This window comes from Stenotrophomonas sp. AC248, from assembly GCF_979258185.1.
In genome coordinates this window covers 1,990,623-2,008,135 of the sequence record NZ_OZ409840.1, presented here as the reverse complement: position 1 = coordinate 2,008,135, position 17,513 = coordinate 1,990,623, and the positions used below count along the sequence as shown (strand labels likewise).

Here is a 17,513-nt window from a genome sequence, read left to right as displayed (position 1 = left end):
GTGGAATAAGTGGGCTCAAGCGTGCGGCACGATCAGCTTCAGGCCCTTGAAGTAGTCGCGGTAAAACGTATCGTTCCAGGTGATCAGGCCATCGCACTGCAGCAGCGCGTGTGACCCGACCATGAAATCGTCCAGCCCGCGCCTGCTGGTGCCGCGCTGGCGGTGGCGGCGGTGCATCTCGCCGGCGCGCAATGCGGACTTGGCCTCCAGCGGGCTGAAATGGATACCCATTTCTTCCAGCGCGCCCTGCACCTCGGCGCCGCCGCGCAGCGAGGCGCAGATCTCAGCCAGGGTGACGCCGCAGATCACCACGCGCCCTCCGACCAGGCTTTGGCGCAGACAGGCTTCCACGGCGTCGGCCTGGGGGCCGTTGCTGAGCAGCTCGATCAGGACCGGCGAATCGACGGCAATCATGCGCGGCTCACTCGGCGTCGCGGACCGCGTCGACGGCGGCCTGGGCCGAATCGAAGCCATCCAGGGCGAACTTGCCGCGTGCGCGCGAAATCGCGTCGTCCACGCTCTTGCGCAGGATGATCCGGCTGCCGTCCAGTTCCACTTTCAGCTGGGTGCCCTTGGTCAGGCCGAGCGCATCGCGGACCGCCTTGGGCAAGGTGATCTGTCCGCGTTCTGCAACGGTGGCTTCCATCGGTAGGCCCTCCAAAGTATGCACAAATTATACATACTTCCGGGGGCATACTTCCACCCGAGGACGCGCCACGCCCCATCCCGGCCTTGCCGGCCAAAGGATACGCAGGTCCCCATGACATCAGCGATACATATCTCTATGTACCCTGAGACCCGATGCCGCAGGCCGAAGGCCGGCTGAATCGTTCATACTTGGAACGGTCACCGGGCCTATGGGCCAACGGCGAACGCAAGCAGGCCTGCCTCGGGCGGGCCAACGCAAGCCATCCGCAAGAGGAGTCACCCCGCATGAGCGATTCGTTCTCCACCCGCAGCCAGCTGGACGTCGGCGGCACGACCTACGACTACTTCAGCCTGCCCAAGCTCGGACAGCAGTTCGACATCTCCCGCCTGCCCTACTCCATGAAGATCCTGCTGGAGAATCTGCTCCGGCACGAGGATGGTGGCGCCACGGTCGGTCGCGACCACATCGAGGCAGTGGCCCGCTGGAACCCGACCGCCGAGCCGGACATCGAAATCGCCTTCATGCCCGCACGCGTGGTGCTGCAGGATTTCACCGGCGTGCCCTGCGTGGTCGACCTGGCCGCGATGCGCGATGCGGTGGTCAAGCTGGGCGGCCGCCCGGAACAGATCAATCCGCAGATCCCGTCGGAACTGGTCATCGACCATTCGGTGCAGGTGGACGTGTTCGGCACGCCCGACGCGCTGGACCTCAACGGCAAGATCGAATTCCAGCGCAACATGGAACGCTACGGCTTCCTGCGCTGGGGCCAGAAGGCGTTCGACAACTTCAAGGTGGTGCCGCCCAACACCGGCATCGTCCACCAGGTGAACCTGGAGAATCTGGCCCGCGTGGTGATGACCGCCGACAAGGACGGCACGCCGGTGGCCTACCCCGACACCGTGTTCGGCACCGACAGCCATACCACCATGATCAATGGCATCGGCGTGCTCGGCTGGGGCGTGGGCGGCATCGAAGCCGAGGCGGCCATGCTCGGCCAGCCGTCCTCGATGCTGATCCCGCAGGTGGTGGGTTTCAAGCTCACCGGCAAGCTGCCCGAGGGCGCCACCGCCACCGACCTGGTGCTTACTGTCACCCAGCAGCTGCGCAAGCACGGCGTGGTTGGCAAGTTCGTCGAGTTCTTCGGCGAAGGCCTGCAGCACCTGCCGCTGGCCGACCGCGCCACGATCGGCAACATGGCCCCGGAATACGGCGCCACCTGCGGCATCTTCCCGATCGACGAGGAATCGCTGAACTACCTGCGCCTGTCCGGCCGCAGCGAAGAACAGATCGCGCTGGTCGAGGCCTACGCCAAGGCGCAGGGCCTGTGGCACGACGCGCAGACCGCGCACGCCAGCTACAGCGCCACGCTGGAACTGGACATGGGCACGGTCAAGCCGTCGCTGGCCGGCCCGAAGCGGCCGCAGGACCGCGTGCTGCTCGAAGACGTCAAGCAGAACTACCGCGACAGCCTGGTGGGGCTGATCACCAACCGCGACAAGCGCAACGATGACGTGTCCAAGTTCGTCAACGAAGGCGGCGGCGCCGCGGTCGGCAACGAACAGCTGGCCAAGGGCTACAGCGATGTGGAACTGGATGGCACGCGTTTCCGCCTGAAGGACGGCGCGGTGGTGATCGCCGCGATCACCTCGTGCACCAATACCTCCAATCCGGCGGTGATGATCGGTGCGGGCCTGCTCGCGCGCAACGCGGCCGCCAAGGGCCTGGACCGCAAGCCGTGGGTGAAGACCTCGCTTGGCCCAGGCTCGCGCGTGGTCACCGATTACCTTGAAAAGGCCGGCGTGCTTACCGAGCTGGAGAAGATCGGCTTCTACGTGGTCGGCTATGGCTGCACCACCTGCATCGGCAATTCGGGCCCGCTGCCGGCCGAAGTGAGCGCCGGCATCGCCGCTGGCGACCTGGTGGTGACCTCGGTGTTGTCGGGCAACCGCAACTTCGAAGGCCGCGTACACCCGGAAGTCAAAATGAACTACCTGGCCAGCCCGCCGCTGGTGGTGGCCTATGCGATTGCCGGTACCACCGACATCGACCTCACCACCGAGCCGCTGGGCAATGACCGCGACGGCAACCCGGTGTACCTGCGCGACATCTGGCCGAGCAACAAGGAAATCGGCGATGTGATCGCCGCGACCATCGGGCCGGAGATGTTCAAGCAGAACTACGCCGATGTGTTCAAGGGCGACACCCGCTGGAACACCATCGCTTCGCCGGACGGCGACCTGTACGCATGGGACGGCGCATCGACCTACATCAAGAACCCGCCCTACTTCGACGGCATGACCATGCAGGTCGGTCACGTCGACGACGTGCACGGCGCGCGGGTGATGGGCCTGTTCGGGGATTCGATCACCACCGACCACATCTCCCCGGCCGGCAACATCAAGAAGGACTCGCCGGCAGGCCGCTTCCTGCAGGAGCGCGGCGTGCAGCCGGCCGACTTCAACAGCTACGGCAGTCGCCGCGGCAACGATGACGTCATGGTCCGCGGTACGTTCGCCAACATCCGCATCAAGAACCTGATGTTCGGGGGCGAGGAAGGCGGCAACACGCTGTACTTCCCCGCCGGCGGTGGCGAGCCGCAGAAGCTGGCGATCTACGACGCGGCCATGAAGTACAAGGCCGACGGCGTGCCGCTGGTGGTGTTCGCCGGCAAGGAATACGGCACCGGCTCGTCGCGTGACTGGGCGGCCAAGGGCACCAACCTGCTGGGCGTCAAGGCCGTGATCACCGAGAGCTTCGAGCGTATCCACCGCTCCAACCTGGTGGGCATGGGCGTACTGCCGCTGCAGTTCAAGGCCGGCGAGAACGCGCAGAGCCTGGGCCTGGACGGCTCGGAGACCATCGACATCACCGGCTTGAACGATGGCGCCAGCAAGACGGCCACCGTAACGGCCACCAAGGCCGATGGCACCCGCAAAACCTTCGAGGTGCACGTGATGCTGCTCACGCCGAAGGAAGTGGAGTACTTCAAGCACGGCGGCCTGCTGCAGTACGTGCTGCGCCAGCTGGCAGCCAAGGGCTGACCACCCCGGTAGGCCCCGACCGTTGGTCGGGGCTGCCGCGTACATGCCACGAAGGCGCCACGACCAACGGTCGTGGTCTACGCGTGCGCTCAGGGTGTGACGCTGTAGAGACGCCAAGGCGAGCTGACCGAGCCAATATCGTAGATCAGGCTCCCCAAGCCCTGGTCCATGACAGTCTCGCCCGCACTTGCACCGGTATTGCGGACGGTCACGACCATGTCGAATGCCGGATGCGCCGCTTGCCCGGTCCGTGAGCAGACAACGCCCCGCTCTTCGTAGTGCACCCGCGGCGTGAATCCCTCACCACAGGCGGCAGCAATGAAGCGATAGCCTCGATCCTGCTCGCTGCCCGGCATCAGCGCATGGGCGGCATAGGACACCCGGCCAGCGCCGCCGGCATAGGCGGGCACGCGGACCCGGAATGCGCCGACCTCGCCCGGCGCCAGGACCGGGTAGTCCAGCTGAACCAGTGGAGGGGGTGCGGCCGGCAGCATGGCGGCACTGGAAAGGACCAACGAACAGCACAAGGCAGATAGCATGCATCGGCTCCATCAAAGTGGCTTCAATGGTCCGGCAGTTGCTCACTGGCTGTCTATCGGAATGGCACGAAATGGAGGCTGGCCGTCGTGTGAGGGGGTCACCACATCGGCTGTCGACCGGGGCTTCTTCACGCCCCCTTCGCCTTTTCCATCCGGCCCGGTATGCTGCCCGGACGTGAACTGGCGGATACTCAGGGCCAGCACACACTTTCATCAACGATTCCTGGAGGGGGAATATGAGTCTGGAACGTCCCTGGCTGCAGAGCTATCCCAACGGCGTACCTGCCGAGATCGACGTCAACGAGTTCGCTTCGGTCTCTGCCGTGTTCGATACCTCGGTGGCCAAGTACCGCGACCGTCCCGCCTACTCCAGTTTCGGCAAGCAGCTCACCTATGGTGAAACCGACGCGCTGGTGGAGCAGTTCGCTGCCTACCTGCTCGGCGAGCTGCAGCTGAAAAAGGGCGATCGCGTCGCCCTGATGATGCCCAACTGCCTGCAGTACCCGGTGGCCACCTTCGGCGTGCTGCGCGCCGGCCTCACCGTGGTCAACGTCAACCCGCTGTACACCGCGCGCGAGCTCAAGCACCAGCTGGTGGATTCCGGCGCTGCGGTGCTGGTGGTGGTCGACAACTTCGGCGACACCGTCCAGCAGGTCCTTGCCGACACCCCGATCAAGCAGGTCATCACCACCGGCCTGGGCGACATGCTCGGTGCCAAGGGCCTGCTGGTGAACTTCGTGTTGAAGTACATCAAGAAGATGGTGCCCAACTACAGCATCCGCGGCGCGGTGCGCTTCAACCAGGCACTCAAGCTGGGCAGCCGCCACACCCTGCCCAAGGTCGAGATCGACCATGAGGATGTGGCTTTCCTGCAGTACACCGGCGGCACCACGGGCGTGGCCAAGGGCGCCATGCTCACCAACCGCAACCTGATCGCCAACATGCAGCAGGCCTCGGCGTGGCTGTCCACGTCGGGCATCGAGCCGGGCAAGGAAGTGATCATCACGGCGCTGCCGCTGTATCACATCTTCGCGTTGACGGCGAACGGCCTGGTCTTCATGAAGTTCGGTGGCTGCAACCACCTGATCACCAACCCGCGCGACATGAAGGGCTTCGTCAAGGAGCTCAAGGCCACCCGCTTCACCGCCATCACCGGCGTCAACACGCTGTTCAATGGCCTGCTCAACACGCCCGGTTTCGACGAGATCGATTTCTCCACCGTGAAGTTCACCCTGGGCGGCGGCATGGCCGTGCAGCGCGCGGTCGCCGAGCGCTGGAAGAAGGCCACGGGCGTGACCCTGGTCGAGGCCTATGGCCTGACCGAAACCTCGCCGGCCGCCTGCATCAACCCGCTCAACCTGGCCGAGTACAACGGCGCGATCGGCCTGCCGATCCCGTCCACCGATGCGTGCGTCAAGGATGACAACGGCAAGACGCTGACCCCGGGCGAAGTGGGCGAGCTGTGCATCAAGGGCCCGCAGGTGATGAAGGGCTACTGGCAGCGCCCGGAAGAAACCGCCCAGGCCATCGACGCCGACGGTTGGCTGCACACCGGCGACATGGCGCGGATGGACGAGCACGGCTTCTTCTACATCGTCGACCGCAAGAAGGACATGATCCTGGTGTCCGGCTTCAACGTGTACCCCAACGAGGTCGAAGACGTCATCGCGATGATGCCGGGCGTGCTCGAAGTGGCCGCGGTCGGCGTACCCGACGAGAAGTCCGGCGAAGTGGTCAAGGTGGTCATCGTCAAGAAGGACCCGAACCTGACCGCCGAGATGGTCAAGGAACACGCCCGGGCCAACCTGACCGGGTACAAGCACCCCCGGATCGTGGAATTCCGCAAGGAACTGCCGAAGACCAACGTCGGCAAGATCCTGCGCCGCGAACTGCGCGATACGCCACCGGCGTAAGCAGGGGTAGCAACCGCACTACCAAACGCCCGCAAGGCACCACCTTGCGGGCGTTTTTGTTGCCGGCAGAACATGCTGCGCTTTGCGACAGCGCCTCGGCTTACTTCCGGTAACGCTCCTGCAGGATCTTCAGATACTCGTCCAGCGGTCCCATCGCCATGCTTGCCCTGCGCGAATCCACCCCATCCGGGTCGGAAAGGGATTTTGCAACCGCCTTTCCCGCCACGATCTCAACCTGGGTACCGTAATACTGCTGCTTGCCTTCGGCCAGAAGAACGCGGTCGGTGAGTGCGGCGAACTGTTGCCTGGACATCTGGCGCGAATCCATCAACGGCCTGGCAAGCTCCAGAGCGCGCCGCTGAAACGCCGGATCATCGGTTGCGTGTTGAACCAGCAGGAAGGCAGTAGAGACGCCGTCCCGACCCACCATCTGTACGTCGGGAAATCCCACTTCGTTAAAAATTCTCTTTATCTCCCCGGTATTCTTTCTGTCAATTTCCCGCATCTCGGCCAGCAGCTTTTCCCGCGCCGCTCCAGTCGCCTTGGAAATCCCAGCCCGAGTGGCTTGGTCGCCTGCGATCATCTCTCCCAATCGTTGACGAACTGCAGGCTGGGTATACGGCTTGAAGTCCGCCGAGAGTCGTGGATCACCATTGATGTCGGAAAGGCGCTGCCCGGCCGCATGCGCGGACCTTGCTGAAGCGATTTGCTCCTCGACAGATGGCAAGCCATAAAAATCACGGAAGAATCGTGCTGCGGCGATGCCGTCCAGAACCGGGCTGATCGCAATCCCGCCGTCGACCAGACCCATGAGTGTTCCGTACGACTGCGTCTGATCGTGCCTGATCTGAACGTGATCGGAGAGCCGCGCGTAGCCAAGCGGATCTATGTCTACCCCCACCCGATCATCCAGGAGCCGCAGAAGCTGCTGCTGGAACTCAACATCGCTCGATGCGCGGAGCAACAGTTTGCCTGCATCGTCGATACCCTCCCTTCCCGCCGTATCAAACGTAGGCCAGCCTCTTGTTTCAAGCAGATCCCTGAAGCTCTTCAGTGCGGTTGGGGACAAGGGGTCTGTGCTGGCCGCCACCTGAGCAGCGATGCTTTTCCTGAGATCCGGGTCCGGACCTTTCGCGCGTGAAATCTCGATCGTGCGTTCCGCAGAGAAAGCTGTCGTCGCTCCACCCAGAAGTGCGATGAGCAAGACCGCTGACGTTGTCACGCGCCCAACGCGCGTGGCGAAAATTCTCTCCATTGCTCCCCCGTTTAAACCTGTCATCGCGCCCAGAACTACGCACGCGCCTTGCCCACTCCTTGAACGGTCTATTAGTTACAGATCGACAAGCAGCGGGCAAGTGGCCACAGGAGCCAGGGGCAGACCCGCGCAACCCCACCCTGACCCGATGCACCCCGCCCAGATTCGTTCCATTCCGAACGCTGCCACCCCGGGCCCAGAAACGCCGGGCCGCGTGCGGGGGAGTGCCCAAGAGCCCCGGGCCGCAAGGCTTTGCGGGCGTCAACGCGGCATGAAGCTGCCCAAGATGACAGCCACCGCCCCTGGGCCGGGTCACCCGGGGCTGCGCTTGGCCGGGGCAGCGCTTGCAGGCGGTTCACACCCCGCGCATAGAATCACTCGCCGCCGCACGTTCTGCTCGCCCCCTTCATTCTCCGTCCGCAATGCGGTCGGCCGGACGGTCTTACGGAGAACTCCCATGTCTGCAGTCCATCCCTTTGCCCCCCGCCCGCAGCTGCACCCGACCCTGCGCATCACCGAAGAAGCGCACCGTGACGTGTACTGGATCCACATGCACGCCAACCTGGTCGACCAGCCCGGTCGCCCCTGCTTCGCCTCGCGGCTGGTGGACGATATCGTGGGCTACCAGCGCGAGCTCGGCGAACGCCTGAGCATCTCCCACGCCTTGTCCCCGCACGTGGTGCTGGCGTCGGACAGCGACGTGTTCAACCTGGGCGGCGACCTGGAACTGTTCTGCCGCCTGATCCGCGAGGGCGACCGCCCGCGCCTGCTCGACTACGCCCAGCGCTGCGTGCGCGGGGTGCATGCGTTCCACGCCGGCCTGGGCGTGCGCGCGCACAGCATCGCGCTGGTGCAGGGCAATGCACTTGGCGGTGGCTTCGAGGCCGCACTGAGCTGCCACACCATCGTGGCCGAGGAAGGCGTGCTGATGGGCTTGCCCGAGGTCTTGTTCGACCTGTTCCCGGGCATGGGCGCCTACTCCTTCATGTGCCAGCGGATCAGCCCGCGCCTGGCCGAGAAGATCATGCTGGAAGGCAATCTCTACACCGCCCGCCAGCTGCACGAGATGGGCCTGGTGGACGTGGTGGTGCCGGTGGGTGAAGGCGTGGCCGCGGTCGAGCGGGTGATCAAGGACAGCAAGCGCATTCCGCACGCCTGGGCGGCCATGCGCGAAGTGTCGGAAGTGTCCAGCATGGTGCCGCTGCACGAAATGATGCGGATCACCGAGATCTGGGTGGACACGGCCATGCAGCTGGGCGAAAAGTCGCTGCGTACGATGGACCGGCTGGTGCGGGCACAGGGACGGCGCAACGGTGATGCCGGCTGAGCCTGGCCATGTTCAGGAGGGCGTGCACTCGTCGCCATCGGACTGCCGCAGGGCGACAGCCCGGGCGTCGAGTGCCTTCCTTCCCTGTCGCAACGCATTGCCCAGGGCGGCCGCGCGCGGGGTCCATTCGGCCTTGAGCTGCCAGTCGGGCATGCGCATCAGCTCACCCCCGGCATTGGCCACCTGGACCAGGCCGAGGTTGCTGGCCACCCCACGCAGCGCGTGGGCGTGTTCGCGCAGCTGATCCCAGGCCTGCTGTTCACCGCTGGCCTGGATACGGGCCATGCAACCGTCGACATCGCTCAGGCACTGGGCGATGAACTGCTTTTCAAACCCCTCCCCCATGCCCAGCGCGGCCAGCTCGTCGAGCACCGCCGGATCCAGCGCGCCGGCCACCACCGGCGCGGCGGGCACCGCCTGGATACCCGGCTCGGGCCGCGTGTTGGCGGCGATGTCGGCCAGGATGTCGAGCAACCGCGTGGCCACCACCGGCTTGGCCAGGAACGCGCGCGCACCGGCCTGTTCGCAGCGCAGGATCGAATCGGGCGTGACATCGGCACTGAGCACCATCACCGGGATGTAGGGCATGCCACTGGCCTGCATCACCCGCAGCTGCTTGAGCAGGTCCAGCCCGCTCATGCCCGGCATGTGCAGGTCGACGATGGCGGTGTCGAAGTCGGACTGCTCCAGCATGTCCAGCACCTGCTCGCCGCCATTGACGCAGACGACCTTGTGGCCGGCCTTCTCCAGCAGGCGCTGCAGCACCATGCGGTTGGCCGCATGGTCGTCGGCCACCAGCACGCGCAGGCTGCGCACCCGGGCGCGGTGGCGCAGGAACGGATTGGAGAAGGCGATGACGTTGCCATTCTCGGTGGTGTCGCCGGTCAGTACCGGGGTCATCGCCACGTCCAGCGCGATTTCCACCCAGAACACGCTGCCACGTGGGCTGTTGGGGGTATAGCCGATGCGGCCGCCCATCGATTCCACCAGGCCCTTGGCAATGGAGGTGCCCAGGCCGGTGCCCTCGTGGCGGCGGGCCAGGCCCACGTCGGCCTGCTCGAAGGCATCGAACAGGCGCTCGCGCAGCGCGGCCGGCACGCCGATACCGCTGTCGAGGATCTCAAAGCGCAGCATCACCCGCTCGCCGACCTGCCCGTCCAGCAGCGACACCCGCAACGCCACGAAGCCGTCATCGGTGAACTTGACCGCATTGCCCATCAGGTTGAGCAGGATCTGCTGCAGGTGGCCGGCATCGCCGTACAGCCGCGGCGGCACGTGCTCGTCCACCACGACGCGGTACTCCAGCGCCTTGGTGCGCGCCTGCGGGGTCAGGATCAGGTTGATCGCCTGCAGCACGTCGGCCAGGGCGAATTCGTGGCGCTCCACGCGGACCTTGCCGGCCTCGATGGCCGAGATGTCCAGCACCTCCTCCACCAGCGCCAGCAGGCTGCGCGCCGAGGCCTGGATGGTGTTGAGGCACTCGCGCTGCTCCTCGTCCAGGCGGGTGGTGGCCAGCACCTCGGTCATGCCCGCCAAGCCGTTCAGCGGGGTGCGGAATTCATGGCTCATGTTGGCCAGGAAGCGGCTCTTGGCCTCGTTGGCCTGGCGCGCCTCGGCCACCGCGCGGGTCAGCGCGTGCAGCAGCGAGTCGAAGTACAGCGGGATGGCCGCCAGCCCCAGCAGCAGCCCCCACGCCAGGTAGCTGTGCTGCTGCCAGTACGGCGCCAGCATGATCGTGCACAGGAACGCCACGCAGCCCATGGCCGTGGCCACGCGCAGGTAGGTGCTGCCATACCGCATGCCGTTGCCGATGGTGACCCACAGGCACACCGCGTACAGCGGCGCGGCCGGCTCGCCCTGGATGGTCATGATCAGCCCCATGCAGGAATAGTCGGTGAGCATGCCGATCACCCGGCGCACGTGCGATACGCCCGGCTGCAGCAGGATGGCCGCCAGCAGCCCGGCCGACACCGTCAGCTCGAAGGCCAGGATCAGCCAGGTGGCCAGCAGCGTATCGCCGTGGTTCTCCAGGTACCGCCAGCCCAGGTAGATGATGAACAGCGAGGTGATGGCGATGCGGATCAGGTTCTGCGCGTGCTCGCTGTCGGGCCGGCCGGACAGGCGCTGCTTGAACCGGGCCAGCAGGTGCTGCTTGCCGGCGGGGCCGGTGCGGGGAGAGTCGTTCATGGGGGGCACTCGCATGCGTCGGCGCAGCAGGGTCGAGCAGCACATCGGCACCACTGCCAGCCCCAACCAAAGGAAGAAAGCCAGCCTGGCGTTGTCCATCCAGTACGGGGTCAGCAACACGGTGGTACCAAAGCCGAGCATGGCCAGCGCGATGGCAGCGGCGAGGTAACGCTTGCCGTAGCGCAGCCCATTGCCCACCGTCACCCACATCACCACCGCATACACCCAGGCCAGCGGCTCGCCCATCTGGATCATGCCCAGCGCGATCAACCCGTAGTCGGCCAGCATGCCGACCACCCGCCGCAGGTGCGACCGCTGCGGCCGCCACAGCAGCCAGCCCAGCAACAGCAGCGACACGCCCAGCCCGGTCAGCGCCGTGGCCAGCACGCCGTGGTACTGGTCCAGCAGGTGGTTGCGCGCCCCCGCCAGCAGCACATACAGCAGGATCAGCGAAATCAGGGCGATCCGCACGACCACCTGCCCGTGCTCGGTATCCGGACGTTGCGCCAACCGGCGCTTCAGCCACGGGTACAGGGGCTGCATCTCACATTCCCGGGCGGGTCGAGGCGGTCGAGTGCTGGGCGCAGATCTCTTCCAGCTGCTCGCGACCCTTCATCAGCGCGTCCACGCAGCGCGGGTCGAACAGGCGGCCGCGCTGCGCGTACAGGTAGGCCATGGTGGCTTCCATCGTCCACGCTTCCTTGTACGGGCGGGGCGAGATCAGCGCGTCGAACACATCCGCCACCGCCACGATCCGCGCTTCCAGCGGGATCGCATCGCCGATCAGGCCGTCGGGGTAGCCGCTGCCGTCATAACGCTCATGGTGGCGCAGCGCGATCAACGCGCCCACCTGGATGAAGCGGTTCTGGCTGCCGCTGAGCAGCTCGTAGCCGATCCGCGGGTGCCGGCGCATGATCGCCAGCTCTTCTTCGTTGAGCTTGCCCTGCTTGAGCAGCACTGCATCGGGAATGGCGATCTTGCCCATGTCGTGCAGCGGCGCGGCCATTTCGATCAGCTTGCACTCTTCCTCGGGCAGGCCGAGTTGTTCGGCGATCAACCCGGCCACGTGCGCCATGCGCTCGAGGTAGGCGCTGGTGCCGGCATCACGGAACTCGATCGCACGCGCCAACCGCGACAGGGTTTCGCGTTCGCGCTCTTCCACTTCGTGCATGCTGGCCAGCAGGCGCTGCTCCAGCGACAGCGCACGCTGTTTGACGTTTTCCGATTGCTGGCGCAGCTGCAGCAGGTTGTAGCAGCGCGCGCGCAGTTCGCGCGGTCGGATGGGCTTGACCAGGAAATCGATCACGCCGGCTTCCAGCGCGGCCTGGCGGATCGGCTCGTCGCCGACCACGGTGATCAGGATCACCGGGATGTCGCGGTGCTTGGGCAGGCGGCGGAACCGGCGGGCGAATTCCAGCCCGTCCATTTCCGGCATGCGGTAGTCGAGCAGCAACAGATCGACCGGGTGCGACTCGCACCAGGCCAGCGCGGTGAGCGGGTCACCGAAGTCGTGCACGCTCAGCTCCGGCGCGATGTCCTCGATGACATGACGCAGCATGGTGCGCGCGGACGTCTGATCGTCAACGATGACAATATTCAAGGCTGCTTCCGCCGTCTTCCTGGACCACACTGGAACATGCTGCGGAAAGGATACTCCGCCACTCTGCACACTGGCACCTTGCATGGATCCGCCTCCCGTCGCGATCGCCCGGTTCATGATCGTAGCCGCAGTGTGATGCGGGCGTCACGCCCGCCCACTGCTCGATCATTGCCTGGCCATCACGCCGAACTGCCCGGATGACCACGCAGAAACGATACGCGCGCGGCCACGGCAGCGGAACCCCACCCGGGATGCCCGTGCCGGGCACCCGGACGCACGTCTCAGTTTTCCGGACGCATGTAGGGGAACAGCAGCACATCACGAATCGAACTGCTGCCGGTCAGCAGCATCACCAGGCGGTCGATGCCGATGCCCAGGCCACCGGTCGGGGCCATGCCGTACTCCAGCGCACGGATGTAATCGGCGTCGTAGTGCATGGCCTCGTCGTCGCCGCCTTCCTTGGCCGTCACCTGGGCCTGGAACCGGGCGGCCTGGTCTTCCGGGTCGTTCAACTCGGAGAAGCCGTTGGCCAGCTCCTTGCCGTTGATGAACAGCTCGAAGCGGTCGGTGTAGCCGGGCTGGTCGTCGTTGGCGCGGGCCAGCGGGGACACCTCGACCGGGTGGTCGGTGATGAAGGTCGGCTGCACCAGGGTGTGCTCGACGGTGGCCTCGAAGATCTCCAGCAGCAGCTTGCCCCAGCCGTAGGACGGCTTGATGCGGATCTTCAGGCGCTCGCAATGGGCGGCCAGCGCATCACGGTCGGTGCAGTCGGCGGCGCTGATCTCCGGGTTGTGGTGGCGTACCGCCTCGTCCATGCGCCAGCGGCGGAACGCCGGGGCCAGGTCGATGGTGGCACCGTCCCACTCCACCGTGGTGGTGCCCAGCACCTTGCTGGCCACGTCACGGATCACGCCTTCGGTCAGGTCCATCACTTCGGTGTACGTGGCGTAGGCCTCGTACAGCTCCATCATGGTGAATTCCGGGTTGTGGCGGGTGCTCACGCCTTCATTGCGGAAGTTGCGGTTGATCTCGTACACGCGCTCCAGCCCACCCACGACCAGGCGCTTGAGGTACAGCTCCGGGGCCACGCGCAGGTACAGGTCCAGGTCCAGCGCGTTGTGGTGGGTGGTGAACGGCTTGGCCGTGGCGCCGCCGGGGATGTAATGCATCATCGGCGTTTCGACTTCCAGGAAGTCGCGGCTGTCCAGCCAGGCGCGCATGGCGCGGATGATCCGCGAGCGCTTGATGAACACCTCGCGCGACTCCGGGGTCACGATCAGGTCGACGTAGCGCTGGCGGTAGCGCTGCTCCACGTCGGCCAGGCCGTGCCACTTGTCCGGCAGCGGGCGCAGCGACTTGGTCAGCAGGCGGATGCTGGTGGCCTTGACCGACAGCTCGCCGGTCTTGGTGCGGGTGAGCCCGCCTTCCACGCCGATGATGTCGCCCACGTCCCAGCCCTTGAACGCCGTGTAGGCATCGCCCAGGGTGCTGCCCTGCAGGAACAGCTGGATGCGGCCGGACTCGTCCTGGATCTGGGCGAAGCTGGCCTTGCCCATGACGCGCTTGGCCATGAGGCGGCCGGCCATCTTCACCTGGCGGTCGGTGGCTTCCAGCGCTTCGGCGGTCCACTGCTCGGCGTCGGCGAACTCGGCCTGCAGGGTGCCGGCGAACTGTTCGCGGCGGAAATCGTTCGGGTAGGCGATGCCCTGCCCGCGCAGGGCGGTCAGTTTCGCGCGGCGCTCGGCGATGAGGCTGTTCTCGTCGACGCGGGGCTGCGGCGCGGCGGTCTGATCGTTCATGGCGTGGGTCTATGTATGTCGGGGGGAGGTACGGTCCCCGCCATCATGCCGATGGTCGGGGCGGATTGCGAAACCGGGCGCGGCCCGGGCACACCGGATCGGGGCCGCGCGCGGCGGCCCCGACGGTCAGGCGTCGGTGCGTTTGGCACCCACGGCCAGGCCGGACTTCAGGCTGGCTTCGACGAATTCGTCGAGGTCGCCGTCCAGCACCTTCTGCGTGTCCGACCGTTCGATGCCGGTGCGCAGATCCTTGATACGGCTCTGGTCGAGCACGTAGTTGCGGATCTGGCTGCCCCAGCCGATGTCGGACTTGGTGGCTTCCACCGCGTCACGCTCGGCGTTGCGCTTCTGGATTTCCAGCTCGTACAGCTTGGCGGCCAGCATCTTCATCGCGTTGTCGCGGTTCTGGTGCTGGCTGCGGCCGGTCTGGCAGGCCACGACCGTGTTGGTCGGAATATGCGTGATGCGCACCGCCGATTCGGTCTTGTTGACGTGCTGACCACCGGCACCGGAGGACCGGTACACGTCGGTGCGCAGGTCGGCCGGGTTGATGTCGATTTCGATGTTGTCATCGACTTCCGGCGACACGAACACCGAGGTGAAGCTGGTGTGGCGGCGGTTGTCCGAATCGAACGGCGACTTGCGCACCAGCCGGTGCACGCCGGTTTCGGTCTTCAACCAGCCGTAGGCGTAATCGCCTTCGACGCGCAGCGTGGCCGACTTGATGCCGGCGACGTCGCCACCGGACACTTCCATCAGCTCGGTCTTCCAGCCGCGCGATTCGCACCAGCGCAGGTACATGCGCAGCAGGATCTCGGCCCAGTCCTGGGCTTCGGTACCACCGGCGCCGGCCTGGATGTCGACGAACGCCGCGGCGTTGTCCATCTGGCCGGAGAACATGCGCTGGAATTCCAGCTGTTCAACGTGCTTCTGGTACTTGTCCAGGTCGGCGACCACGGCCAGGGCGGTATCTTCGTCCTGTTCGCTGTCGGCCAGTTCCAGCAGTTCGCCGGACTCGGACAGGCCATCCAGGATCGTGGCGATGCCGCCCACGGTCTTTTCAAGGTTGGCGCGTTCGCGGCCCAGGTTCTGGGCGTATTCGGCGTTGTTCCAGATATCCGGGTTTTCCAGTTCCCGGGTTACTTCTTCCAGACGCTCTTTCTTGGCGTCGTAGTCAAAGATACCCCCTGAGCGACAGCACGCGATCGGTGAGATCGGTGATGCGCTGGCGGACAGGATTGAGCTCGATCATGTCGGCAATTAGTGCGTGCGAAAAGACTGTCCATCATAGCCTATCCGGGGCTTTGAGGCCGCAACGGCCGGCGGCGGTGGCGCCCGGGCGGCCCGCGTCAGCGATGGGTGAACACGCCGGGCAGGCCAGAGGGTAGACTCCTGCCGCGCCCGGTGGCCCCCGCCAGCGGTCGCCCCCAATACCACCTACATGGAGTTTTACCCGATGAGGAAGTCATCCTCCGCTGTTCTGCTGGCCCTGGCCTGCTTCGCCGCTGGCAACGCCTCGGCCATCGACCTGAAGTCGCTGGCCGGCACCGGCATGAAGGCCGGCCAGGCCCTGACCCTGTCCGATGCCGACGTGGCCAAGGCCGCCGACCAGGCCTGCGCCTACATGGACAAGGACAACAAGATCGCCCCGGCCAACAGCCCGTATGCCCAGCGCCTGGCCAAGATCACCCAGGGCCTGGCCAACGAAGACGGCCTGAACCTCAACTTCAAGGTCTACCTGACCGAAGACGTCAACGCCTGGGCCATGGCCAACGGCTGCGTGCGCGTGTACTCGGGCCTGATGGACATGGCCTCCGACGATGAAGTGCGTGGTGTGATCGGCCACGAAATCGGCCACGTGAAGCTGGGCCACAGCAAGACCAAGATGCGCACCGCCATGCTGACTTCGGCCGGTCGCGACACCCTGGCCGCGTCCGGCAACGCCAACGTCGCCGACCTGACCCAGGGCCAGCTGGGCGAGTTGGCCGAAGGCTTCGTCAACGCCCAGTTCTCGCAGAAGGAAGAGAGCGCGGCCGACGAGTACGGCTACCGCTTCATGAAGCGCCACAGCTACGACCCGGCCGCGCTGGCCAGCATGTTCCGCAAGCTGTCCAGCGAAGGTGGCCTGATGTCCTCGCACCCGGGCTCGGAAGCGCGCGCCGGTCGCATCGACGCGATGATCAAGAAAGACGGCAAGCGCTGAGCTGCCTGACGGCATCCCGGGCATCCGGGGTGCCACGCCGGCTGGCGGCGCTCTGCCGTCAGCCGGTGGCCTGCGCCGCCAATGCCTGGCGGAACGACGGCAGCTGCCGGCGGCTGCACGGCACCCGCCCGCCATCGTCCATGTGCAGCAGCGCCTCACCGCCGTCCAGGGGCTCGATCGAGACCAGCCGGCGCACGTTGACCACCCAGCTGCGGTGGGCACGCACGAAGATCGCCGGATCCAGCCGCTCCTCCAGCGCCGCCATGGTGCTGCGCAACGGATAGTCATGCCCGCGCACGCGCAGGTTGACGTAGTTGCCGGCGGCCTGCGCGTATTCGATATCGGCGGTGGCCACCAGGAAATCGCGGCCGAGCTTGCGCACCAGGAAGCGTTCGGGACGTGCCACATCGGCGGGCTCCGCCGTGGGCGCGTCATCGGGCGCTGCTAGCAGATGCGCCTCGCCCTGCCGTCGCCGGCCGAACCAGCTGAAGAAGTGTTCGATCGCCACGAAACTGAAGAACGCGCGGACGTCCTTGAGGTACTCGTACACCAGCCGCGTCGGCCAGGGTGAGCCGTCTTCGTAGTGCTGGCCCAGCGCCGCATAGGACACATGACGGAGGGCCATCATCCCCAGCACATGCACCAGCGACCACGCCACGCTGGCCAGCAGGTACGCCGGCAGCCGTCGCTTCCAGGTATCGGCATGCAGCGGCCAGCGCTGGCAACCCCACCACAGCAACGGCAGGGTCAGCAGGATCACGACCACACTGCTGAGCTCCCAGATCATCGGTTCCCACAGTGCCAGGCCATCGCCACGGCGCTGGGCGTCCATCACCTCGACGAAGGCATTGGCGACCGCAGTCGTGAGCAGGATGGCCGACCAGACCAGGAAGCGGGTGGCGGGACGCCAGCGCACCGGCGCGGCGGGGGCCATGACAGGGTCCATGCAGAAAGGCCGGAAACGAGGGGCAGGCCCTGGATTGTAGCCGCCCGCCCCAGT

The 17,513-nt window shown here is 65.9% G+C and carries 13 protein-coding genes; 4 read left to right on the top strand and 9 right to left on the bottom strand.

Translation table 11 applies throughout. From position 1 onward, the window contains the following. Positions 1–15 precede the first annotated feature (15 nt). Both ACZ0AE_RS09210 and ACZ0AE_RS09205 read right to left on the bottom strand, forming a co-directional pair. The gene (locus tag ACZ0AE_RS09210; protein WP_038688541.1) at positions 16–414 is read right to left on the bottom strand and encodes a type II toxin-antitoxin system VapC family toxin; all 399 of its coding nucleotides are present in this window, start codon (positions 412–414) and stop codon (positions 16–18) included. A gap of 7 nt (positions 415–421) precedes the next feature. Further along, positions 422–646 carry an AbrB/MazE/SpoVT family DNA-binding domain-containing protein gene (locus tag ACZ0AE_RS09205; protein ID WP_038688544.1) on the bottom strand — a complete coding sequence of 75 codons (225 nt, stop codon included), beginning with the start codon at positions 644–646 and terminating at the stop codon, positions 422–424. A 287-nt stretch (positions 647–933) separates the two neighbouring features. On the opposite strand from ACZ0AE_RS09205, the gene acnA reads away from it, so the two are divergent. Next, positions 934–3,690, top strand: coding sequence for an aconitate hydratase AcnA (acnA, locus tag ACZ0AE_RS09200; RefSeq protein ID WP_448133585.1), 2,757 nt, complete (start codon positions 934–936; stop codon positions 3,688–3,690). 89 nt (positions 3,691–3,779) lie between these two features. Here the strand turns inward: acnA and ACZ0AE_RS09195 are convergent, their stop codons facing one another. Next, positions 3,780–4,229: a hypothetical protein gene (locus tag ACZ0AE_RS09195; protein ID WP_463600898.1), complete on the bottom strand. Its 450-nt coding sequence runs from the start codon at positions 4,227–4,229 to the stop codon at positions 3,780–3,782. Positions 4,230–4,465: 236 nt separating this feature from the next. Here ACZ0AE_RS09195 and ACZ0AE_RS09190 point away from each other — a divergent pair, with 236 nt between their 5' ends. Further along, entirely contained in the window at positions 4,466–6,142 is a 1,677-nt protein-coding gene (locus tag ACZ0AE_RS09190) for a long-chain fatty acid--CoA ligase (protein WP_463600897.1), read from the top strand. Between the two features lie 100 nt (positions 6,143–6,242). On the opposite strand, the gene ACZ0AE_RS09185 is transcribed toward ACZ0AE_RS09190, so the two are convergent. After that, entirely contained in the window at positions 6,243–7,346 is a 1,104-nt protein-coding gene (locus tag ACZ0AE_RS09185) for a DUF6624 domain-containing protein (protein WP_463600896.1), read from the bottom strand. Between the two features lie 508 nt (positions 7,347–7,854). On the opposite strand from ACZ0AE_RS09185, the gene rpfF reads away from it, so the two are divergent. Then, the gene (gene rpfF, locus ACZ0AE_RS09180) at positions 7,855–8,724 is read left to right on the top strand and encodes a diffusible signal factor synthase RpfF (protein ID WP_463600895.1); all 870 of its coding nucleotides are present in this window, start codon (positions 7,855–7,857) and stop codon (positions 8,722–8,724) included. A gap of 12 nt (positions 8,725–8,736) precedes the next feature. On the opposite strand, the gene ACZ0AE_RS09175 is transcribed toward rpfF, so the two are convergent. The 4 genes from ACZ0AE_RS09175 to prfB form a co-directional block, all read right to left on the bottom strand. Continuing rightward, entirely contained in the window at positions 8,737–10,911 is a 2,175-nt protein-coding gene (locus ACZ0AE_RS09175) for a response regulator (RefSeq protein ID WP_463602083.1), read from the bottom strand. 544 nt (positions 10,912–11,455) lie between these two features. Beyond that, the gene (gene rpfG, locus ACZ0AE_RS09170) at positions 11,456–12,595 is read right to left on the bottom strand and encodes a cyclic di-GMP phosphodiesterase response regulator RpfG (RefSeq protein WP_038688550.1); all 1,140 of its coding nucleotides are present in this window, start codon (positions 12,593–12,595) and stop codon (positions 11,456–11,458) included. Between the two features lie 197 nt (positions 12,596–12,792). Further along, on the bottom strand, positions 12,793–14,310 hold the full coding sequence (lysS, locus tag ACZ0AE_RS09165; protein ID WP_463600894.1) for a lysine--tRNA ligase: 1,518 nt from the start codon (positions 14,308–14,310) through the stop codon (positions 12,793–12,795). A gap of 126 nt (positions 14,311–14,436) precedes the next feature. Continuing rightward, positions 14,437–15,562 (bottom strand): peptide chain release factor 2 gene (gene prfB, locus ACZ0AE_RS09160; protein WP_102100629.1). Its coding sequence is split into 2 segments (ribosomal slippage): positions 14,437–15,486 and positions 15,488–15,562, totalling 1,125 coding nucleotides; the frame shifts between segments, so codons are not numbered across the junction. 204 nt (positions 15,563–15,766) lie between these two features. Here prfB and ACZ0AE_RS09155 point away from each other — a divergent pair. Then, positions 15,767–16,513: a M48 family metallopeptidase gene (locus ACZ0AE_RS09155; protein WP_038688555.1), complete on the top strand. Its 747-nt coding sequence runs from the start codon at positions 15,767–15,769 to the stop codon at positions 16,511–16,513. 58 nt (positions 16,514–16,571) lie between these two features. Here ACZ0AE_RS09155 and ACZ0AE_RS09150 read toward each other — a convergent pair whose 3' ends face one another. Beyond that, a complete protein-coding gene (locus tag ACZ0AE_RS09150; RefSeq protein WP_463600893.1) occupies positions 16,572–17,447 on the bottom strand; it encodes a LytTR family DNA-binding domain-containing protein in 876 nt (291 codons plus the stop codon). Positions 17,448–17,513 lie beyond the last annotated feature (66 nt).